Source organism: Massilia sp. DJPM01 (assembly GCF_030348125.1).
Lineage (GTDB): Bacteria > Pseudomonadota > Gammaproteobacteria > Burkholderiales > Burkholderiaceae_D > Telluria_A > Telluria_A frigida.
Genome location: NZ_JAQOZV010000038.1, coordinates 44,200 through 62,179, shown reverse-complemented (window position 1 = coordinate 62,179; position 17,980 = coordinate 44,200). Strand labels below are relative to the sequence as shown.

Here is a 17,980-nt window from a genome sequence, read left to right as displayed (position 1 = left end):
ACGATGCGGACCGCGGCGCGGCCAGCATCGATGCATCCGGCTTGCGGACGACTGCCGTGCGAAATCAGTGCGCTGTCTGGGTCAGCGCAATGAGCTGCATCGGAAAGGCCGGCAACGGCGGCAGGCAGTACGATGCGAAATAGAAGAACGCCAGCGCGACAAAAGCGGCGGCGTTAAAGCAGCGCAGCGTGCGCAGGAAGATGGCCAGGCTGGCTGGCGCGGCAAAAAACGATGGGTTCATGGAATACTCGTCAAACAGGTTTCAGATGGCCGCGACAAGGCGGCAGCGTGCACCGGCGGACCGGCGCGCAAGGCTGTAACTGGATGTGTGGCCGCGCGGACGCACGCGTGTGCGCCGCAGCGGTCGATCAGACGAGGTGGGGAGGCGCGCGCGGATTGGCCGTGGACCAGGCGTGCAGGGATCGGGGTGCGGTGTAGAAAAGCGGCGGATAAACATCGCGCACGGCATCGAACGCCAGCCTTTCGGGCAGCGTGCCGCTCAAGCCGAGCGAGCCGCCGTGCGTGAGGCAGAATGCGCAATGCTCCATGCCGTGTTGTGCCGACCCCGGCGTCTTGCTGGCGTCGGCGTCACCGACCTTGACCAGCTTGTAGCCATTGGCGGTACAGATTTCCATCGTGCCGGCGGTGGCGCCGGAAGCGGACATCGCGCGCGCCATTCCGGGCGCCAGCGTACTGAACAGGATGGCCAGCATGGCGATCCAGATGTGCAGTGTTTGTCGCTTTGCAATGTTGATCATGGCAAATATTATAGCCGAAGGAAGGCTTCTCCACGACACCATTTTTGCCGTTCGCGCCTGCTCCCATGCGCAACATGGCAGGCAGTCCATCGCTCATCTGCCGACGCGGTACAATCATTGCCCGCACGGCGGCCGGTGGCCGGTGGCATTCATCCCGAAGGAGTCCCATGTCCGACAGCAAACCGACATTCCCATCCACGCGGCGCCAGTTCTGCGCCGGCGGCGTCAGCCTTGCGGCACTCGGTTCGCTGGGTCTCACCGGCTGCGGCGGTGGCGGCGTGGACGACGCCGGCAGCTCCATCAGCGTCACCGAGTCGAAGCGCTCGAACGCCATCGGCCCTGCCGCGCCACGCCGCTTCGTCCACCCTGGCCTGCTGCATACCGCCGCCGACTTCGAGCGCATGCGCGCCAAGGTCGCCGCCAGCGCCGAACCATGGACCAGCGGCTGGAAAGCCCTCGTCGCCAACGGCCGCTCCCAGCTGAACGCCACGCCGCGGCCCCTGGAAACCGTCATCCGTGGCGGCGCCGGACAAAACTTCGCGCAGCTGTACATCGACATCGCCCGCGCCTACCAGCTCGCGCTGCGCTGGAAAGTCTGCGGCGACACCGCCTATGCCGACCGCGCCATCGCCTTCCTCAACGCCTGGTCGTCCACCCTCACCACCATCGGCGGCAACGCCGACCGCTTCCTCGCGGCCGGTATCTACGGCTACCAGTTCGCCAACGCCGCCGAAATCATGCGCACCTACGCCGGATGGGCGCCGGCCGATCTGGCGCGCTTCCAGCACATGATGCTCACCGTGTTCTACCCGCTTAACCACCAGTTCCTGGTCCAGCACAACGGCGCCGAGATCACCAATTACTGGGCCAACTGGGACCAGTGCACCCTCGCCTCCATCCTCGCCATCGGCGTGCTGTGCGACCGCGAAGACCTGTACCGCGAAGCCATGAACTATTACATGACGGGTCCCGGCAACGGCGCCAGTTGCCAGGCTGTTTACTACCTCCACCCCGGCCACCTCGGCCAGTGGCAGGAAAGTGGCCGCGACCAGGGCCATGCCACGCTCGGCATCGGCCTGGCCGGCGCGTTCTGCGAAATGGCGTGGAGCCAGGGCGACGACATGTACGGCTACGACAACAACCGCTTCCTCGCCGGCGCCGAATACGTCGCCAAATCCAACCTGCGCGATGGCGCTGGCGCCTTTTACCCGGTGCCCTACACGCCCTACCAGAACATCAACGCCTGCCAAAGCGCCTTCTCGTCCGAATCGCAAGGCATTCTCCGTCCCGTGTGGGAAATGGTTCACCAGCACTACGCCAACCGGCGCGGCCTGGCCGCTCCCTGCACCGGCGCGCAAGCACTGCAAACCCGTCCCGAAGGTGATGGCGGCAACGGCGACCAGCTTGGTTTCGGCACCCTGACCTTCACGCGCGAGCCCATGGCCGGCAGCGTCCCTAGCGGGCTGACGGCGCGCCAGACTGCGGGCAAGGTCGTTCTCAGCTGGTGGGGCTGCGCCCAGGCCAGCAGCTACACCGTCAAGCGCGCCACGGCCTTGGGTGGTCCCTACAAAGTCCTGGCCAGCGGCATCGGCGGCCTGCTCAGCTACACCGACACCAGCATGCCCGCCGGCGTCTTTTACTACGTGGTGACAGCGCATATCGCCGGCAAGGAAAGCGCCCCCTCCGCCGCGGCGCGCGTTATCGCGGGACTGGCGCCGCACACCCGGCTGAACATGAACGAAGCATCAGGCACGGTCGCGGCGGACGCCAGCGGCAACGGCCATACCGGCACCCTGGCCAGGGGCGCCACCTGGATCGCCGGCCGTACCGGCAGCGCGGTCGCGCTCGATGGCGCGGGCGGCCATGTCAGCCTGCCCTCCAATCTCGTTGCGGACCTGGCCGACTTCACCGTGGCCACATGGGTCTACCTGAACGCGGCCACGCCGTGGTCGCGCGTGTTCGACTTCGGCAGCGGGCCGGGGCACTACATGATGCTCACGCCGCGCAACAACAAAGGCGTGGCCCGCTTCGGCATCGCCACCAACTTCCCCGCTGGAGAACAAGGCATTTCCGGCAACGCCGCGCTGCCTGTGGGGCAGTGGGTCCACGTGGCGGTCACCTTGTCGGGCAGTACGGGAATTTTGTACGTCAACGGCGCCGAAGTGGGCCGCAACACGGCCCTGGCGCTGGCGCCCTTCCGCCTCGGACCGACCAGCCAGAACTGGCTAGGCCGCTCGCAGTTTCCCACCGATGCCTCCTTGCACGGCACCATCGACGACTTCCGCCTCTTCCACGGCGCCTTGGGTGCCGCCGAACTGGCCGCCCTGATGCGCACCTGACCCCCAGCATGATTCCACACCATCCGCTCACCCGCCAGCACATCGATATCTGGCTGGTGTTCTACCAGACCCTCACCGCCCCCGCGCTGCAGGCGGCCATGCTCGAGCTGCTCAACGACGCCGAGCGCCAGCAGCAAATCCGCTTCTACCGCGAGGACGACCGCCTGCGCTACCTGGCCACGCGTGCACTGGTGCGTACCACGCTCTCGCGCTATGCGCCGGTGGCGCCGGCCGACTGGACCTTCATCCCGAATGATTACGGCCGCCCCGCCATCGGCAACGCGCACCTTGACGCGCGCTCGCTCAATTTCAACGTCTCGCACACGCGCGGCCTGATCGCGCTGGCCGTCACGCGCGAGCGCGTGCTGGGCGTCGACGTTGAAAACCTCGCTACGCGCCAGGTGTCCGGCGACCTCGCCGGGCACTGTTTCGCGCCGGCCGAAGTGGCCGAGCTGGCCACCGTGCCCGACCAGCGGCACCAGGACCGCTTCTTCGAATACTGGACTTTCAAGGAAGCGTATATCAAGGCGCGCGGCATGGGCTTGTCGATCCCGCTCGACCGTTTCAGCTTCCATTTCCCGGACGAGCGCAGCGTCGCCCTTGCCGTCGACCCCGAACTGGGCGACGATGGCGCGCGCTGGCGCTTCTGGCAATTCCGGCCCACCCCCGAGCACCTGCTCGCGCTGTGCGCCGAACGCCTCGACGGCGCCGTCCCGCAGCTCACCGTGCGCAGCGTGATTCCGACCGGCGCCGACACGCCTTTCGCGTGGACCCTGCTGAAACGCTGACCATGACGGCTTCCCCCGATCCGATCGCAGCACTCAGGGAGCATTTCCAGTCCGACGGCTTGTGGCGGGACGACGACATGGTCAAGATACTTTCATCGTCACCGGGATGGCGCGACGAGTTGGGCCAGGCCTGCCTGGATGCCGCTTGCCCGCGCTTGAGCGAAGCGGCCCACTGCTTCTTCATCGGCGAGCCGATCTCTCAGGAAAGACGTAGGCTTCGACCGGACATTGCCACGCGAGTCTGGCAGGGCGGCCGCGCCAAGCCAGTCGCTTCGAGCCCACTGCATGGACGCTGAACAGACACAAATTTTCCATGGTCAAAGATCTCTTTAACTAAGGACAACTTGTCGTCCAATTCAACCGTGACGGCACCGGTCGTCATTCTTTTTTTATGCTCACGGGTCAACTCCACGGGCTTGCATGATTTGATGTTTTTAAGACGTCCAGACAAGGCTCAGGCTGGCACACTATTCGCCAATTGTTGATCGCGCACGAGGGCCGCAAAGTTGTCTGCCGGGACCGGCCGGCTACACAAATATCCTTGGTACAAATCGCAGCCGCGTTGTTCCAGGAATGCGAGTTGCTGGGCATTTTCGCCCCCCTCCGCCAGAATCTTGAAGTCAAGTGCATGCCCCATTGCCACGATCGCGGAGGCGATCGCCCTGTCCTCCTGTTTGTGTGGCAAAGAATCGACGAAACTCTTATCGATTTTCAAAACATCGAGCGGAAACCGCTTGAGGTAGGATAAGGAGGAATAGCCCGTGCCAAAGTCGTCAATGGCGACGCGCATGCCAACGGTCCGCATGCGATTGAGGATGTCGAGCACGTCCTCCTCGCGCTCCATGAACGCGCTTTCAGTCAACTCCAATTCCAGGCTGGTGGGCGGAAATCCGCTCAAGCGAAGTGCCGTCGTGATCATATTTTCGACGTTACTGTGTAAAAATTGTTTGGGCGAGAGATTAACCGCCAGAGTGAGAGGCGGCAGCCCAGCCTCAATCCAGGATTGTCCTTGAAGACAGGTTTGCATCATTACCCAGGCACCGATATCGGTGATCAGGCCACTCGCCTCGGCGATGGGAATGAAGCGCACCGGTGACATTAATCCCTCTAACGGGTCCTGCCAGCGCACCAGCGCCTCCGCGCCGACAATGCGCCCGCTTGCGATGTCAACCTGCGGCTGGTAGAAGACGCGCAATTCGTTGTTCTCGACCGCATGGTGCAGGCGTGATTCAAGGCTGATGCGCTCACGCGCCGCATGCGTGAGATTTTCCGAGAAAAAGCGGAAGCAACCACGCCCTTCGTTCTTGGCTTTATTCAGCGCGCTATCTGCGTGTTGCAGCAATTCGTTGGCGTTTGTGCCGTGCTCCGGGAACAGGCTGAGGCCGACGCTGACGCCGACATGGACTTGAACGTCATCCGACAGAAGCCACGGTTGATCCATCAGTGTGATGATCTCATTTGCAACGTTGGCCACGCCTTCTGGACCATTGATATTTTCGAGCATCAGCACAAATTCATCTCCACCCAGGCGAGCAACAGTATCCATGTCGCGCAATCGACATCGCAGGCGCTCGGCGGCTTGTTGCAGCAATTCGTCGCCGACGGCGTGACCATAGCTGTCGTTCACATCCTTGAACTGATCCAGGTCGACCATTAATAGTGCGAGTTGCTTATCTTCACGATGCGCTATCTTGATGCCATGATCGAGCAGCGACATGAACAGCAAGCGGTTCGGGAACTTGGTGAGCGGGTCGTGATGGACCACGAAATCGAGTTCCGCCTCGGACGCCTTGGACATGGAGATGTCGACGAACACACCCACATAGTTGCAAAGATTGTCGGCGCGATCCTTGATCGCACTGATCGTCAGCAATTCCGGATAAATTTCGCCGCTCTTGCGGCGATTCCATATCTCTCCCCGCCATTGTCCGTCCCGCGCAATGGTTTGCCACATGGCAGCGTAAAATGTCGCGTCGTGGCGCCCTGACTGCAGCAGAGCTGGCGTATTGCCAATTGCATCAGATGATGAATAGCCGCTAATGTCGGTGAATGCCTGGTTGACCAGCGTAATACGGCCGTCCGCATCCGTGATCAATATACCCTCGCGGGTGGTCGCCAGCACTGTGGCTGCTTGCTGCAATTGTTGTTCAACATGCCTGCGCTCCCTCAAGTCGACGCACACGCCCGCGACGTGGCGCGCTTTGCCATCGATATCGCGTTCGATCGCGTAGCGCGTGAGTAGCGGAATGTATTCGCCATCCTTATGCCGGAGCCGCATTTCAATCACTGCCGACGCCGTGTTCTGTTCAAGCGCTGCGAGCAGAGCACGCTTGATTTCTTCGAGATCGTCGGGATGGGCCAGGCGTTGCCAAATGCCGGCATCCGCAGGATGTTCGTCGACTGCATAACCGAGCATGCTCCACCAGCGCGCGGAGAGCGTATGGCGATCTTCGCTGACATTCCATTCCCACCATGCGTCATCAACCACGTCCAGTATGCGCTCGAAGCGTCGTCGCTGCGCGTCCGCGTGCACTCGTTCGCGATCGAGCATGGCGCGCCGATTTCCTAGCTCAAGCCAAATGCCTGCACCACCGAAACATAAAAAGCCGACCAGCATCAACATCACTGAGCGCTGATGAAAGGCGATCCAAAGCAGGCCAGCGGCGATGCATGCAAGCACGGACGGGATGAAAACACGCGCGCCAGACTGTCGATGAGTTAGTGCAAATATGTTCATGACATGTCGATGATTAGTCATCATTGTTGTGTGTCGGCTTCAAAGAACCTTGGGGCTCGTCTTGCTCCGGCTCGCCCTGGACATGGGTGATACTGGGGTCTTGCCTTGCCCGCCCTTCAGCTTGAACAGCGCCAATGGGTACAAGAACTGAGCCAACGAACGCGTATTCATTCATTGGCGGGGCGGGATTTCCGGGAAGATGCCGGCGGCGGATAGCTCTAAGGCCTCCGGATCTTATTTGGAGATTGATATGTAAACTTAGGCAACCATAACAAGCCGGCACAACAAATAATTTGATGCACATCAAGAAAAAACAAATGGGCGGCGTCCTGACGACATAGACGCCAAGGCTTTCCCGCCCCGGCGTCGACGCCGCCCCCGGGCGTGCGCGACCTTGACCGGGATTGCGCGCATGCATGGACGTTTCAAGAAAATGGCCGTAACAAAAGGCCGAAACGCTGCCGATCGAGGAGCTTGAGCGGATCGTGGCGCAACTGGTTTGCCCCGGCACGCTGAAGGCGAACCGAGACACCGCGCTATTGGTGGCCGGGTTTTTCGGGGGCATGCGCCGTAGCGAGCTGGTCGGCATTAAGGCCGAGCACGTCGGCTAGAAGCAGGCGGGAATCGAGACATGCTGCCGCGCTCGAAAACCGACCAGACGGGAGAGCGGATAGTCAAGGCGATCTCATGTAGTGGATGGCCCTTGCTGCCCGGCCACGGCGCTGCGCAGCGGCCGACAACCGCGCCGCCCTGGACGGGTAATGCGGCAGGAACACACACAAGGCGACCGGCGCCGCGCCGATGCGCAGGCGGGCCGCGCCAGGTCCGATCCTCAGGTCGCGCCATCCCGGTTGGGAATCTCCAGCCCTGTCGCCACCGCCGGACGCGCCACGAACTGTTCCAGCGCGCGCGTCACATGCGGGAAATCGGCGATACCGACCAGATCGCCCGCCTCGTAAAACCCGATCAGGTTACGCACCCACGGGAAGATGGCGATGTCAGCGATCGTGTACGTATCGCCCATGATCCAGGTGCGCTGCGCCAGCCGTTCATTGAGCACGCCGAGCAGGCGCTTCGATTCCGCCACATAGCGGTCGCGCGGGCGCTTGTCTTCGTAATCCTTGCCCGCGAATTTATGGAAGAAGCCGAGCTGGCCGAACATCGGTCCGATGCCGCCCATCTGGAACATCACCCACTGGATCGTCTCGTAGCGCCCGGCGGCATCAAGCGGCAGGAACTGGCCGCTCTTTTCGGCCAGATAAAGCAGGATCGCGCCCGACTCGAACAGCGCCAGCGCTTTGCCGTCCGGGCCATTCGGATCGATGATGGCGGGGATCTTGTTGTTCGGGTTGAGCGCCATGAATTCCGGCGTCAGCTGGTCGTTGTGATCGAAGCGCACCAGATGCGGCTCGTAGGCCAGTCCCGTTTCTTCCAGCATGATGGAGACCTTCACGCCGTTCGGCGTCGGCAGCGAATACAGCTGGATGCGCTCGGGGTGCCGGGCAGGCCATTTTTTCGTGATCGGAAAAGTCGACAGGTCGTTCATGGTTTCATCCTTCATAGCATGTCAAAGTGATCTGGCAACATAGCAGAAATTTCATGTTTGCTGTTGGCGCGCCCTGCCCGCGCGCCAGGCGATGGCCAGCGCCGCCGCCAGCAGCACGGCGCCGAGCGCGAACGTCCTGCGCATGCCTGCCGCCACCGCGTCCGGCGGCGCCGTGGCGGCCGCCGAGCCGAACGCGAACACCGCGCCCATCAGCGAGGCGCCGGTGACCAGTCCCAGATTGCGCGCCAGGTTGAGCATGCCCGACACCACGCCGCGCTGGTCGGCGCCGGCATTGGCCATCAGCGCCGTATTGTTCGCCGCCTGGAACAGCGCATACCCGATGGTGATGACGACCAGCGGCGCGACATAGCCGGGTACGCCGCCCGATGCCGGCAGCAGCACCAGCGGCAGCGTCCCCGCCAGCATCAGCACCAGCCCGGCGATGGTCACGCCCGGGGTACCGGCGCGGTCCACGATCCGGCCCGCCGGCACGCCGCACAGCGCCGCCACCAGCGGCCCGGCCGACAGGACCAGGCCAACGGTGGCCGGCGCCAGTGCGAGTGCGCGCGACAGATAGAACGGCCCCACGACCAGGGTCGCCATCATCACCGTCGACACCAGCGTCGTGGTGCCGAGGCGCGCCCCGAACAGCCGGTCGCGCAACAGCGCCAGCGGAATCAGCGGCGACGCGACCCGTGATTCGGCCAGTACGAACAAGCCGGCTCCCACGGCTGCGGCGAGCAGCAGACCCAGGTTGAGTATCCCAAAGCTGCCGCTGCCCGCCGTCATGGCCAGTGCGTACGCGCCCAGCGTCAGCGCCAGCAGCAGCGTGCCCACATGATCGAACACCGCCGGCCGCCGCACGTCCCCGGGCAGCGTGCGATACGCCAGCACCAACGCCGCCATCCCCAGCGGCACACTGACGAAGAATAGTGCGCGCCAGCCGGCCGCCGCGATCAGCACGCCGCCGAGCGACGGCCCGAGCGCGGTGCCGATGGCGGACATCGTTCCCAACAGCCCCATCACGCTTCCGGTGCCCGATGTTGACGCGGTTTCGGTGGCGAAGCTCATGGTCAGCGCCATCATTACCGCCGCGCCCAGACCTTGCAGCGCGCGCGCGGCAATCAGCCATGGCAGCGCGCCCGCCATGCCGCACAGGGCCGAGGCAAGGGTGAACAGGCCGATGCCGGCCAGCAGAAGACGGCGCCGCCCCGCGATGTCGGCGAGTCGTCCGACGCCGACAATGAGCGTGGTAATCGCCAGCAGGTAAGCCAGCACGACCCACTGCACCTGCCCGAAGGTGGCGCCGAACGCCTGCGCGAGCGTTGGCAAGCCCACATTGGCGATGCTGGTACCGAGCGACGACAGCAGCATCGACAGCGACAACGCGGCCAGCGTCCAGCGCCGCTGTGCGCACGGCTGCGGGTTCATTGCAGCAGCCACACCGCTTCCGCCGCCGGAAAACGGCCCTTGAAGCCACCGGCCACCCCGGCCCTGGCCAGCAAGGTCAATCCATACGCGTGGCCGTAGCGCTGGGCGACTTCCTCGTCGCTGATGGAAAACGGCGGCCCAGCCATCAAGGCCTGCTCGTACTGGTAGCAAACGAGCAATTGCGGCGCCCGCCCCGCCAGTTGCGTCACGTGGGTGGCGTACGGCCCGCGCATCGATGCCGGCAATGCGACGAACGCTGCGCGGTCGTACACCGCGTCCACCTGGCCGAGCGTCTCGCTATCCAGGCAAAAGATGTCGCCTATAAAGATATCGATGTCTTGCGCGCGGTAGTGAAGCAGTTCTCCCGCCTGGCGCACGTCGGGCGTCAAACCCAGATCGGCAAACAGCTGGTCGACGGCAATCTGGCTCAATTCGGCGCCCGCCACGCGGTAGCCTTTGGACAGCAGCCAGTGCAGGTCGAGCGATTTTCCGCACAAGGGCACGAACACGCGGCTACCGGCAACCAGTCCCAGCCGGCCCGCATGCGCCACCAGGAGCGGATTGGCCGCGCGCTCATGAAACCCGATCTCGTCAATTGCCCACTTGCGATGCCAAAATTCCCTGTCCATACCACTCCTTGTCTGCTCGTGCCGCCCGTCGGCACCCAAACCCAGTCTAGCCGCACAGCATTCATGGCGGAAGACGCACGGCTTGCACTTTATTGCTGCGTCGAACGCCATACTCCATGAACTACTATAGTCTACGACTATCGTTTCGATATTTATAATTGCGTATACATATCACCGGGATTTCCTTATTGTTTAAACACTCTTACAAAAAAAGGAATCGACATGATGATGACAACCCAACTGCGCACTTCCGGAGTACGTCGCGCAGCAAGTTCGGCGATGGCATTTGCCATCGCCGCGCTGATCTCCCCCTTCACCTCGGCGGCGCCACAACTGACGCGCGATAATGGCGCCCCGCTCGGCGACAACCAGAACTCGCAAACGGCCGGCCAGAACGGCCCCACCCTGCTGCAAGATGTACACCTCCTGCAAAAACTGCAGCGTTTCGACCGCGAACGCATTCCCGAGCGCGTGGTCCACGCGCGCGGCACCGGCGCCCACGGCGTCTTCGTCGCCAGCAGCGATGTATCGGCCTTGACCCGGGCTAAGGTGTTTGCCAAAGGCACTGAAACGCCCGTATTCGTGCGCTTCTCGACGGTAATCCACGGCAATCATTCGCCCGAAACCCTGCGCGATCCACGCGGTTTTGCCACCAAGTTCTACACCGGCGAAGGCAACTGGGATCTGGTCGGCAATAACCTGCCGATCTTCTTCATCCGCGACGCCGTCAAGTTCCCGGACATGGTGCACTCGCTCAAGCCTGCGCCCGAAACCAATGTGCAAGACCCCAACCGTTTCTTCGATTTCTTTTCGCACCAGCCGGAATCGACGCACATGCTGACCCAGGTGTACTCCGATCTCGGCACGCCCAAAGGCTACCGCTTCATGGACGGAAACGGCGTGCACGCTTATAAATTCGTCAACGCCGCTGGCACGGTCAACTATGTCAAATTCCACTGGAAGTCGCTGCAAGGCATCCAGAGCCTGACCGGCCCCGAAGCATCGGCCGTGCAGGGCAAGGATTTCAACCATGCCACCAACGACCTGGTCGACGCCATCAAGCGCAAGCAATTTCCGCGCTGGGAACTGTATGTGCAGGTGCTCAAGCCGGCCGAACTGGGCAAATTCGACTTTGACGCGCTCGACGCGACCAAAATCTGGCCGGGCGTGCCGGAAACCAAGCTCGGCACCATGACCTTGAACCGCAATCCCGCCAATATCTTCCAGGAAACCGAGCAAAGCGCCTTTGCCCCATCGAACCTGGTGCCCGGCATCGAGCCGTCCGAAGACAAGCTGCTGCAAGGCCGCGTGTTCTCGTACGCCGATACCCAGATGTACCGCCTTGGCCCGAACGCCCTGCAATTGCCGATCAACCAGCCGCGCGTGGCGGCAGTCAATCACCACCAGGATGGGGCGATGAATACCGGCAAGCGCACCGGCAATGTCAACTACGAGCCGAGCCGCCAGTCGCCGCTGGCGGTCAACCCCGACTTCAAGCCGAGCCAGCTTCCGCTGTCGGGCAGCACGGTACAGCAGCGCATCGCCAAGCCGCAAAACTTCCGCCAGGCGGGCGAGTTCTACCGTTCCTTGCCTGCGCAGCAGCAGAAAAACCTGGTGGCCAACCTTGCCGGCGACCTTGGCCAGGTCAAGGATGAGGAAGTGCGCTACAGGATGCTGTCGTACTTCTACAAGGCCGATGCCGTCTACGGAACGGCGCTCGCCGCCGCGCTGGGCGACAAGGTTGCGCAAGTCGCGTCGCGCGCCGCGGCCCTGGCCGACTGATGAGAATGCGGCCGCCTGCGGGCGGCCGTCTGGGAGACTGCCATGACATACCTGATGACAATTGCCGCGCTCGCCATGGCGCAACTGGTGCACGCGGCGCCACCCGAGCCGGCGCGCCTGGCCGAACAGCTCAAGGGCTACTACTTCGACGCGGCCCGGCGTGGCGATGTCGCGATGCTCAAGGAATTCACCAGCGCGGCCTACGACCTGGACACGCGCGACGAGAAAGGCTACACGGCGCTGATCCTGGCCGCCTACCACGGCCAGGGGGCGGCGGTGGACCTGCTGATCGGCGCCGGTGCCGACCCGTGCGCGGGCGACAAGCGCGGCAACACGGCTTTAATGGGGGCGATATTCAAAGGCGAGTTGCGCATTGCGCGCCGGCTGGCCGATACCGCGTGCCAGCCGAACCAGCGCAATCATGCCGGCCAGACGGCGGCGATGTACGCGGCGCTGTTTCAGCGCAGCGAAATCCTGCAAGCGCTGGTCGAGCGCGGGGCGGACCTGAAAGCGGCCGATGGCGCCGGCAACACCCCCGCCAGCCTGGCCCGGGGTGAATTCCGCCAGGCGCAGCGCCAACCGTAACGACGTGCTGGTGCCTGCGGCGGCGCCCGCAATCCCGCCTGGCTGCCGCGCGAGCATGGCGCACGACGCACGGCTTGCCCCGGATTAGCGCGTCTGACGCGACACCCGGCGTAAATTGCGCTATCGTGAGCACATGTCCCTGCCCGACCTTAATCTCTTGATCACCCTCGACGTCCTGCTTGCCGAAGGCAGCGTCGCCCGTTCGGCGCGCCGTTTGCGCCTCAGTCCCTCGGCCATGAGCCGCGCGCTGGCCCGCCTGCGCGACAGCACCGGCGACCCGCTGCTGGTACGGGCCGGGCGCGGCCTGGTGCCCACCCCGCGCGCCATCGAACTGCGCGAGCAGGTCAGCCAGCTGGTGCACGACGGCGTTGCCGTGCTGCGCCCCGTCGACAAGCTCGACCTGGCACAGCTGGCGCGCACCTTCACCATCCGCACGCGCGAAGGCTTCGTCGAGAATTTCGGTGCAGAACTCATCACACGCTTGTGCGCCGACGCGCCCGGCGTGCGCCTGCGTTTCGTACCCAAGCCGGACAAGGACAGTACGGGTTTGCGCGACGGCAGCATCGACCTCGAAACGGGTGTCGTGGGCAAGTCCACCGGCCCTGAGGTGCGCACCCAGGCCCTGTTCCGCGACCGCTTCGTGGGCGTGGTGCGCGCCGGCCATGCGCTGGCCGAAGGCGCGCTCACGCCGGAACGCTATGCGGCGGGCGAGCATATCGGCATCGCGCGCGAGGGCGGAGCGAAAGGCCCGGTCGACGACGCCCTGATGCCGCTGGGCCTGGAACGCGCGATCGCGGTCACGGTCGCCGGCTTTTCCCAAGCGCTGGCGCTGGCAAGGGGAAGCGAACTGGTCGCCACGGTTCCGGAACGGCACACCGGCCTGCTACGCGGCGGCATGCATAGCTTCGCCCTGCCCTTTTCCATGCCCGAATTCACCGTGTCGATGCTCTGGCATCCCCGGCTCGACGCCGATCCTGCTCACCGCTGGCTGCGCGGGCATGTGCGGGCGGTGTGCGGCGCGCTACGGTAGTTCGGGGCGACAACACTGCAACTTACCCAAGTTCACAATTTCAACAATGAAGCTCAGAGAACAAATTGAACAGCTTGTGGACGGCAAACCATACCGCCACGCCTTGTTTTACAACTTCCCCGGGGGCTTGCGCTTGCGAATGTCCGAAGGCGGCGACTATTTTGGCCGTGTTCTGACTGCCTTGGGCAAGGCAACGGCGGTATGCGAAGACGTGTTTGCCGGCGCGGATACCATGGTGGTGCACCTTCAACGCTATGCGACGCCGAAGCGCTTCGATCTGCGCTTTGCGCTCAAGCAACTTGACTTGGCCGGCATCACAATTCCACGCGCTCGCGACATCTGGGCGGAACTTGTCCCGCGCGACGAGCCCGACGACGATGACAATTGGTGGCTCCATCTGGTCTTTGAACTGCCCCGATCGCAGTTACAGAACCTCCTTTGGTGCGCGTTTGCGTGCGACGTCCGGGAATTGCGTCCGAATCCGCATTGCCTGGTCTACCTGATCAACCCCGAACTGGGACTCATCGTGCATCCCTACGACGACAGGGGGATGGATGTGATCGGAAAAAATGGGAGTGCGCTCAAGCACCTGTACACCGTCCATCAAACCTTGCTGCTCGAGTATGACCTCGACGCCATGCACCAGACATTCGCTGCCGGCGCCGCCGGTCCGGCGCACTAGCAGTTCGGGTATTTCCAGTTACGCTGTCTGCGGGAGCGATCCGGAAAAAGGGTATGATCCAGACGTAATATTTGTCACAACATGCGTAGACAAAGGCCGACACCATGCACGCTCCCTCGCAGCCACTGCCGCAAACCGGATCCGACGTCCTGGCCGATGCCGTTTCGACGGCCGCCTCCAGGAATGTGGCTCAACGGAAGGCTAATGCAGGCAAGCTCCCAGAGACGGTAGCGCAACGCAAGTTGGCAGCGATGATCGACAATAGTGCGCACATGCTGCAACGGCAAGCGATCGCCGACAGGATCGATACCAGTACGCGCATGCTGCAACGACAGCCCGGAAACGCCCTTCACGATCATCCACGGATGGTGGCGCAGCGAAGGGAAACGGGCGCGCCAACCTCCAACCATACCGGCCTGCCCGACCAGCTCAAATCCGGGATTGAATCTCTTTTCGGCATCAGCATGGATCATGTGAAGGTCCATTTCAATTCATCGCGCCCTGCCCAATTGCATGCGCACGCGTATGCGCAGGGAAGTGATATTCATCTTGGACCGGGCCAGTCGGCGCATTTGCCGCATGAGGCGTGGCATGTCGTACAGCAGGCGCAAGGTCGGGTGCGTCCGACGATGCAAATGAAGGCCGGTGTGGCGGTCAATGACGACGAAGGACTGGAGCGCGAAGCGGATGTGATGGGGGCCAGGGCGATGCAGATGGTGTCAGCGGCGGGCAGCGCGCAGGAGCGCGGTCCCGTTCCCGCTTTTGCCCATGCCGCGGTAGCGCAGCGCGCGATTATCGTGAGCGGAACCGAGATCGCTTTTACCGATGGCGCAATCGCGTTCCATGCATTTCGGGACAAGTTCCCCGCGGCTAGCAGCGAGCACCTGTACCAGGTATTGACCATACTGTGCACGCAACCGCACGAGCAATATCAGAGCCTGGACGAGGTCGCGGCGGATATCGAGAAACTGCTTGCTCTGCAGCCCGCTGCCGCCGATGTCAATATCGAGCACGTGATGGAAGCGGTCGACTCCTTAGGTGAGTTCACAAAAAGGCAAGATCAGTTTCAATCTTCCTTGCAATCCATGGAGGGCTTGCAAAGTGCCGGCTTTGAATTCGAGTTCGCTTCTTTTACGGAGACGTCGGATACGCCCTACTCCGGCCAGGAAATTATTCCTTCTCATCAGGAGATGGGTAAGTCTATCGATTTCGGAAATTATTTCAAATTGCCTTGGAAGCTGGAGTCAGACGCGCTCAATACCCTGGAATTGGTAACACCGCCATTTGTTTTTCCGAAAAACCAGGACGGCAATGCGGCACGGGGCAGTGTGGTCGAAAAAATGGCCGCCGCTTTGCCGGCGCTTGCAACGGCCGCCGAGGAAGGGAAATCCAATTTGCCGAGGCTCGCTGCCGCGATGGCGGCAGTCGGACTCGGTAGAGGGTGGACCATTGAGAGCGCTTACCAGAATTTCGGCGCGATAAAGAAAGTGAAATCCGGATCGGAAGTTTACAGTCAAACCAACGCATCCTTGTATCCTGCCGAAATCGGGCAGCTGTTGGAAATGAAATTTGCCGAATACGATAGTTTGCGCGGTGCATTTGACGGTACCGCTCCGGCCAACCTTGCGCGCAGGATGCGCTACGCGTTTGACTTGAAAGCGGATGCCGAGGCGCCGCTGAAGCAGGCCGTGGCAGTGTTTGCACGCTACGCGTCGAATGTGCTGGCCATTCCCAGTATGATGCACCGGCAAGCTACCCAAGCGCGAAAAGACAACATGCCGACGGATGTGAAGGAAACCTTGGCAGTCTGGGTGAAAACAGATGCCTTGAATGTGTTAAAAGGGATTTTAACGACAGATGAGAGCCGCGAGAGTTTCTCCGCCATCCTCCAGCGATGCCGGCCGGCCGTGGTTGAACTGCTGTCTATCGAAGGAAAGAAAATGCAGGACGTCGCAAAAAGGGAAGGAGAGTCGAAGGCCAGGAAGTTCGAAACGGACAATCCATTGAAATCCTACATGCCGGACCCGGAAATAGTAAAGTCCCTGGATCTGCCGGGGAAAAAAGCTGCTCTGACAAAGGGACAATTGGAGCAAAAGAACGCATACGACGCGTTCAAGCTCAAGCTGGAGCAAGAGCTGGTCGCGATGCAGATCTATGTCACCTGCATGATGACTGAGGCCAGGGCCTTTATCGACAGAGCGCTCGCTGTCGGCACGCATGAATTAAGCATTCCCACGTCAACGACCAAGGAATTCCTGTCCGAGGTATATGGCAGTGGCGAAGGCGTGCGCAAGGGAACCTATCTGGGCGGGATAGCGACGAAGGATGGTCCGATGTATGTCACCGAAACGCGGTAAGCGCACTGGCTGACTGACGAACGAAAAAACCCGCCGGGTGTCACGCGGGCGGGTTGCTGTCGGTTGAAAGGCGGCGGCTTAACGCAGGTTGAGCGCCTCGGCCAGCGACCACTTGAGCGGGGTGCCGCTGGCGTCGGTGATCGTGGTCAGGTCGCCGAAGATGCGGCCTTGCATGCTGTCCGGCAGGCGCACGAAGTTCGCGTTGCCGACGATCGCGTCACCATGCGCGAAGCCCCAGGCGAAGAACTTCAGGGCGGCAATCGTCTTTTCCGGATTGTTGGTGGCCTGTGCCGCCACGATGAAGGTTCCCGACGTGATCGGCCACGTGGTCGGACCGACGCGGTCGGTCAGCATTTCCTCATACTTGGCCTGGGTAACCCATGGGCTGTTCAGGAGCGCAGCTGTAAAGCCATCCGCGCCCGGCGCGACGACCTTGCCGTCGCGGTTTTTCAAGCGGGTGAAAGCCAGCTTGTCCTGCACCACGTACTGATAATCGACGTAGGCAATTGCGCCCGGCGTCTGCTTCACCGCATTGACGGCACCGTTGCTGCCGTTGACCTGGGTCACGCCATTCGCCCACGCAACCGTGAAGTTGCGGCCGTACGCCTGTTTCCACGCCGGGCTGACCTTGCTCAGATAATCGCTGAAATTGTAGGTGGTGCCCGAGCCGTCCTGGCGCGCGATCACGGCAATGGCCAGGTCAGGCAGCGCCACGCCTGGGTTGATGGCGGCCAGCTTGGCATCGTTCCATTTGGTGATCTTGCGCGAGAAGATGTCGGCCAGCAGTTCGCCGGTCAGCTGGACTTCGCCGCGCTTGAGGCCCGGCAGATTCACGACAGGCACCACGCCCGAGACCGCGCTCGGGAAGCAGATCAGCTTGCCGGCCTTGAGGTCCGCCTGGGACGGGGCAATGTCGGTCGCGCCGAATTCGACCGTTTTGGCCTTGGCTTGCTTGACGCCTTCGCTGGATCCGCTCGGCTGGTAAGTGAGCTTGACGTTTTGCGACTTGCCATACACGTCGGCAAGTTTGACGTACAGCGGCTGCGCAGCGGACGAGCCGGCACCGCTGATATCGATCGCATGGGCCGCAAATGCGGAGAGAAGAAGTGTCAAAGTGACAGTGGTTTTTACAGCAGAGAACATAAATCCCCGGGATCTAGAGAAAATCGGAACCGCGCCGGCCGCCAGGCAGCCAGGAAACGAACAACCGACGATAATAGCAGAGCTACAACATTGCAGCAATGCGTGTAAATACGTAGTCAGTCGATAAAATCGGTTAATTTCCGCTATTTGCAGCGATCTTATCGGCGTTGCAT

At 62.3% G+C, this 17,980-nt stretch carries 15 protein-coding genes; 8 read left to right on the top strand and 7 right to left on the bottom strand.

The window, feature by feature from the left end:
• Nucleotides 1-64: 64 nt before the first annotated feature.
• Together PO883_RS22270 and PO883_RS22265 are read right to left on the bottom strand one after the other, a co-directional pair.
• Complete coding sequence (locus tag PO883_RS22270) at nucleotides 65-241, bottom strand: hypothetical protein (protein ID WP_289311695.1); 177 nt, start codon at nucleotides 239-241, stop codon at nucleotides 65-67.
• A 127-nt stretch (nucleotides 242-368) separates the two neighbouring features.
• Nucleotides 369-758, bottom strand: a complete 390-nt coding sequence (locus PO883_RS22265) for a DUF2946 domain-containing protein (RefSeq protein WP_289311694.1) — start codon at nucleotides 756-758, stop codon at nucleotides 369-371.
• A gap of 167 nt (nucleotides 759-925) precedes the next feature.
• Here PO883_RS22265 and PO883_RS22260 point away from each other — a divergent pair, with 167 nt between their 5' ends.
• The 3 genes from PO883_RS22260 to PO883_RS22250 are packed head-to-tail and all read left to right on the top strand — an operon-like array spanning nucleotide 926 to nucleotide 4,181.
• Nucleotides 926-3,097, top strand: coding sequence for a LamG-like jellyroll fold domain-containing protein (locus PO883_RS22260; protein WP_289311693.1), 2,172 nt, complete (start codon nucleotides 926-928; stop codon nucleotides 3,095-3,097).
• Nucleotides 3,098-3,105: 8 nt separating this feature from the next.
• The gene (locus tag PO883_RS22255; RefSeq protein ID WP_289311692.1) at nucleotides 3,106-3,885 is read left to right on the top strand and encodes a 4'-phosphopantetheinyl transferase superfamily protein; all 780 of its coding nucleotides are present in this window, start codon (nucleotides 3,106-3,108) and stop codon (nucleotides 3,883-3,885) included.
• A 2-nt stretch (nucleotides 3,886-3,887) separates the two neighbouring features.
• Entirely contained in the window at nucleotides 3,888-4,181 is a 294-nt protein-coding gene (locus PO883_RS22250) for a hypothetical protein (RefSeq protein WP_289311691.1), read from the top strand.
• Nucleotides 4,182-4,339: 158 nt separating this feature from the next.
• Here PO883_RS22250 and PO883_RS22245 read toward each other — a convergent pair whose 3' ends face one another.
• From PO883_RS22245 to tmpT, 4 genes are all read right to left on the bottom strand, one after another.
• The gene (locus PO883_RS22245; protein ID WP_289311690.1) at nucleotides 4,340-6,622 is read right to left on the bottom strand and encodes a bifunctional diguanylate cyclase/phosphodiesterase; all 2,283 of its coding nucleotides are present in this window, start codon (nucleotides 6,620-6,622) and stop codon (nucleotides 4,340-4,342) included.
• An 832-nt stretch (nucleotides 6,623-7,454) separates the two neighbouring features.
• Nucleotides 7,455-8,168 carry a glutathione S-transferase N-terminal domain-containing protein gene (locus PO883_RS22240; RefSeq protein WP_289311689.1) on the bottom strand — a complete coding sequence of 238 codons (714 nt, stop codon included), beginning with the start codon at nucleotides 8,166-8,168 and terminating at the stop codon, nucleotides 7,455-7,457.
• Between the two features lie 51 nt (nucleotides 8,169-8,219).
• On the bottom strand, nucleotides 8,220-9,599 hold the full coding sequence (locus tag PO883_RS22235; RefSeq protein WP_289311688.1) for an MFS transporter: 1,380 nt from the start codon (nucleotides 9,597-9,599) through the stop codon (nucleotides 8,220-8,222).
• Nucleotides 9,596-10,228, bottom strand: coding sequence for a thiopurine S-methyltransferase (gene tmpT, locus PO883_RS22230; RefSeq protein ID WP_289311687.1), 633 nt, complete (start codon nucleotides 10,226-10,228; stop codon nucleotides 9,596-9,598). Before tmpT ends, PO883_RS22235 begins: the two co-directional genes overlap by 4 nt.
• Before the next feature lie 279 nt (nucleotides 10,229-10,507).
• On the opposite strand from tmpT, the gene PO883_RS22225 reads away from it, so the two are divergent.
• The 5 genes from PO883_RS22225 to PO883_RS22205 all read left to right on the top strand — a co-directional run bounded on the left by PO883_RS22225 (nucleotide 10,508) and on the right by PO883_RS22205 (nucleotide 16,664).
• A complete protein-coding gene (locus tag PO883_RS22225; protein ID WP_289311704.1) occupies nucleotides 10,508-12,010 on the top strand; it encodes a catalase in 1,503 nt (500 codons plus the stop codon).
• 42 nt (nucleotides 12,011-12,052) lie between these two features.
• On the top strand, nucleotides 12,053-12,595 hold the full coding sequence (locus PO883_RS22220; protein ID WP_167092974.1) for an ankyrin repeat domain-containing protein: 543 nt from the start codon (nucleotides 12,053-12,055) through the stop codon (nucleotides 12,593-12,595).
• A gap of 133 nt (nucleotides 12,596-12,728) precedes the next feature.
• On the top strand, nucleotides 12,729-13,625 hold the full coding sequence (locus PO883_RS22215; protein ID WP_289311686.1) for a LysR family transcriptional regulator: 897 nt from the start codon (nucleotides 12,729-12,731) through the stop codon (nucleotides 13,623-13,625).
• 46 nt (nucleotides 13,626-13,671) lie between these two features.
• Nucleotides 13,672-14,307: a DUF3885 domain-containing protein gene (locus tag PO883_RS22210; protein ID WP_289311685.1), complete on the top strand. Its 636-nt coding sequence runs from the start codon at nucleotides 13,672-13,674 to the stop codon at nucleotides 14,305-14,307.
• 104 nt (nucleotides 14,308-14,411) lie between these two features.
• Nucleotides 14,412-16,664: a DUF4157 domain-containing protein gene (locus PO883_RS22205; RefSeq protein ID WP_289311684.1), complete on the top strand. Its 2,253-nt coding sequence runs from the start codon at nucleotides 14,412-14,414 to the stop codon at nucleotides 16,662-16,664.
• Between the two features lie 78 nt (nucleotides 16,665-16,742).
• Here PO883_RS22205 and pstS read toward each other — a convergent pair whose 3' ends face one another.
• Nucleotides 16,743-17,777 carry a phosphate ABC transporter substrate-binding protein PstS gene (pstS, locus tag PO883_RS22200; protein WP_289311683.1) on the bottom strand — a complete coding sequence of 345 codons (1,035 nt, stop codon included), beginning with the start codon at nucleotides 17,775-17,777 and terminating at the stop codon, nucleotides 16,743-16,745.
• Nucleotides 17,778-17,980 lie beyond the last annotated feature (203 nt).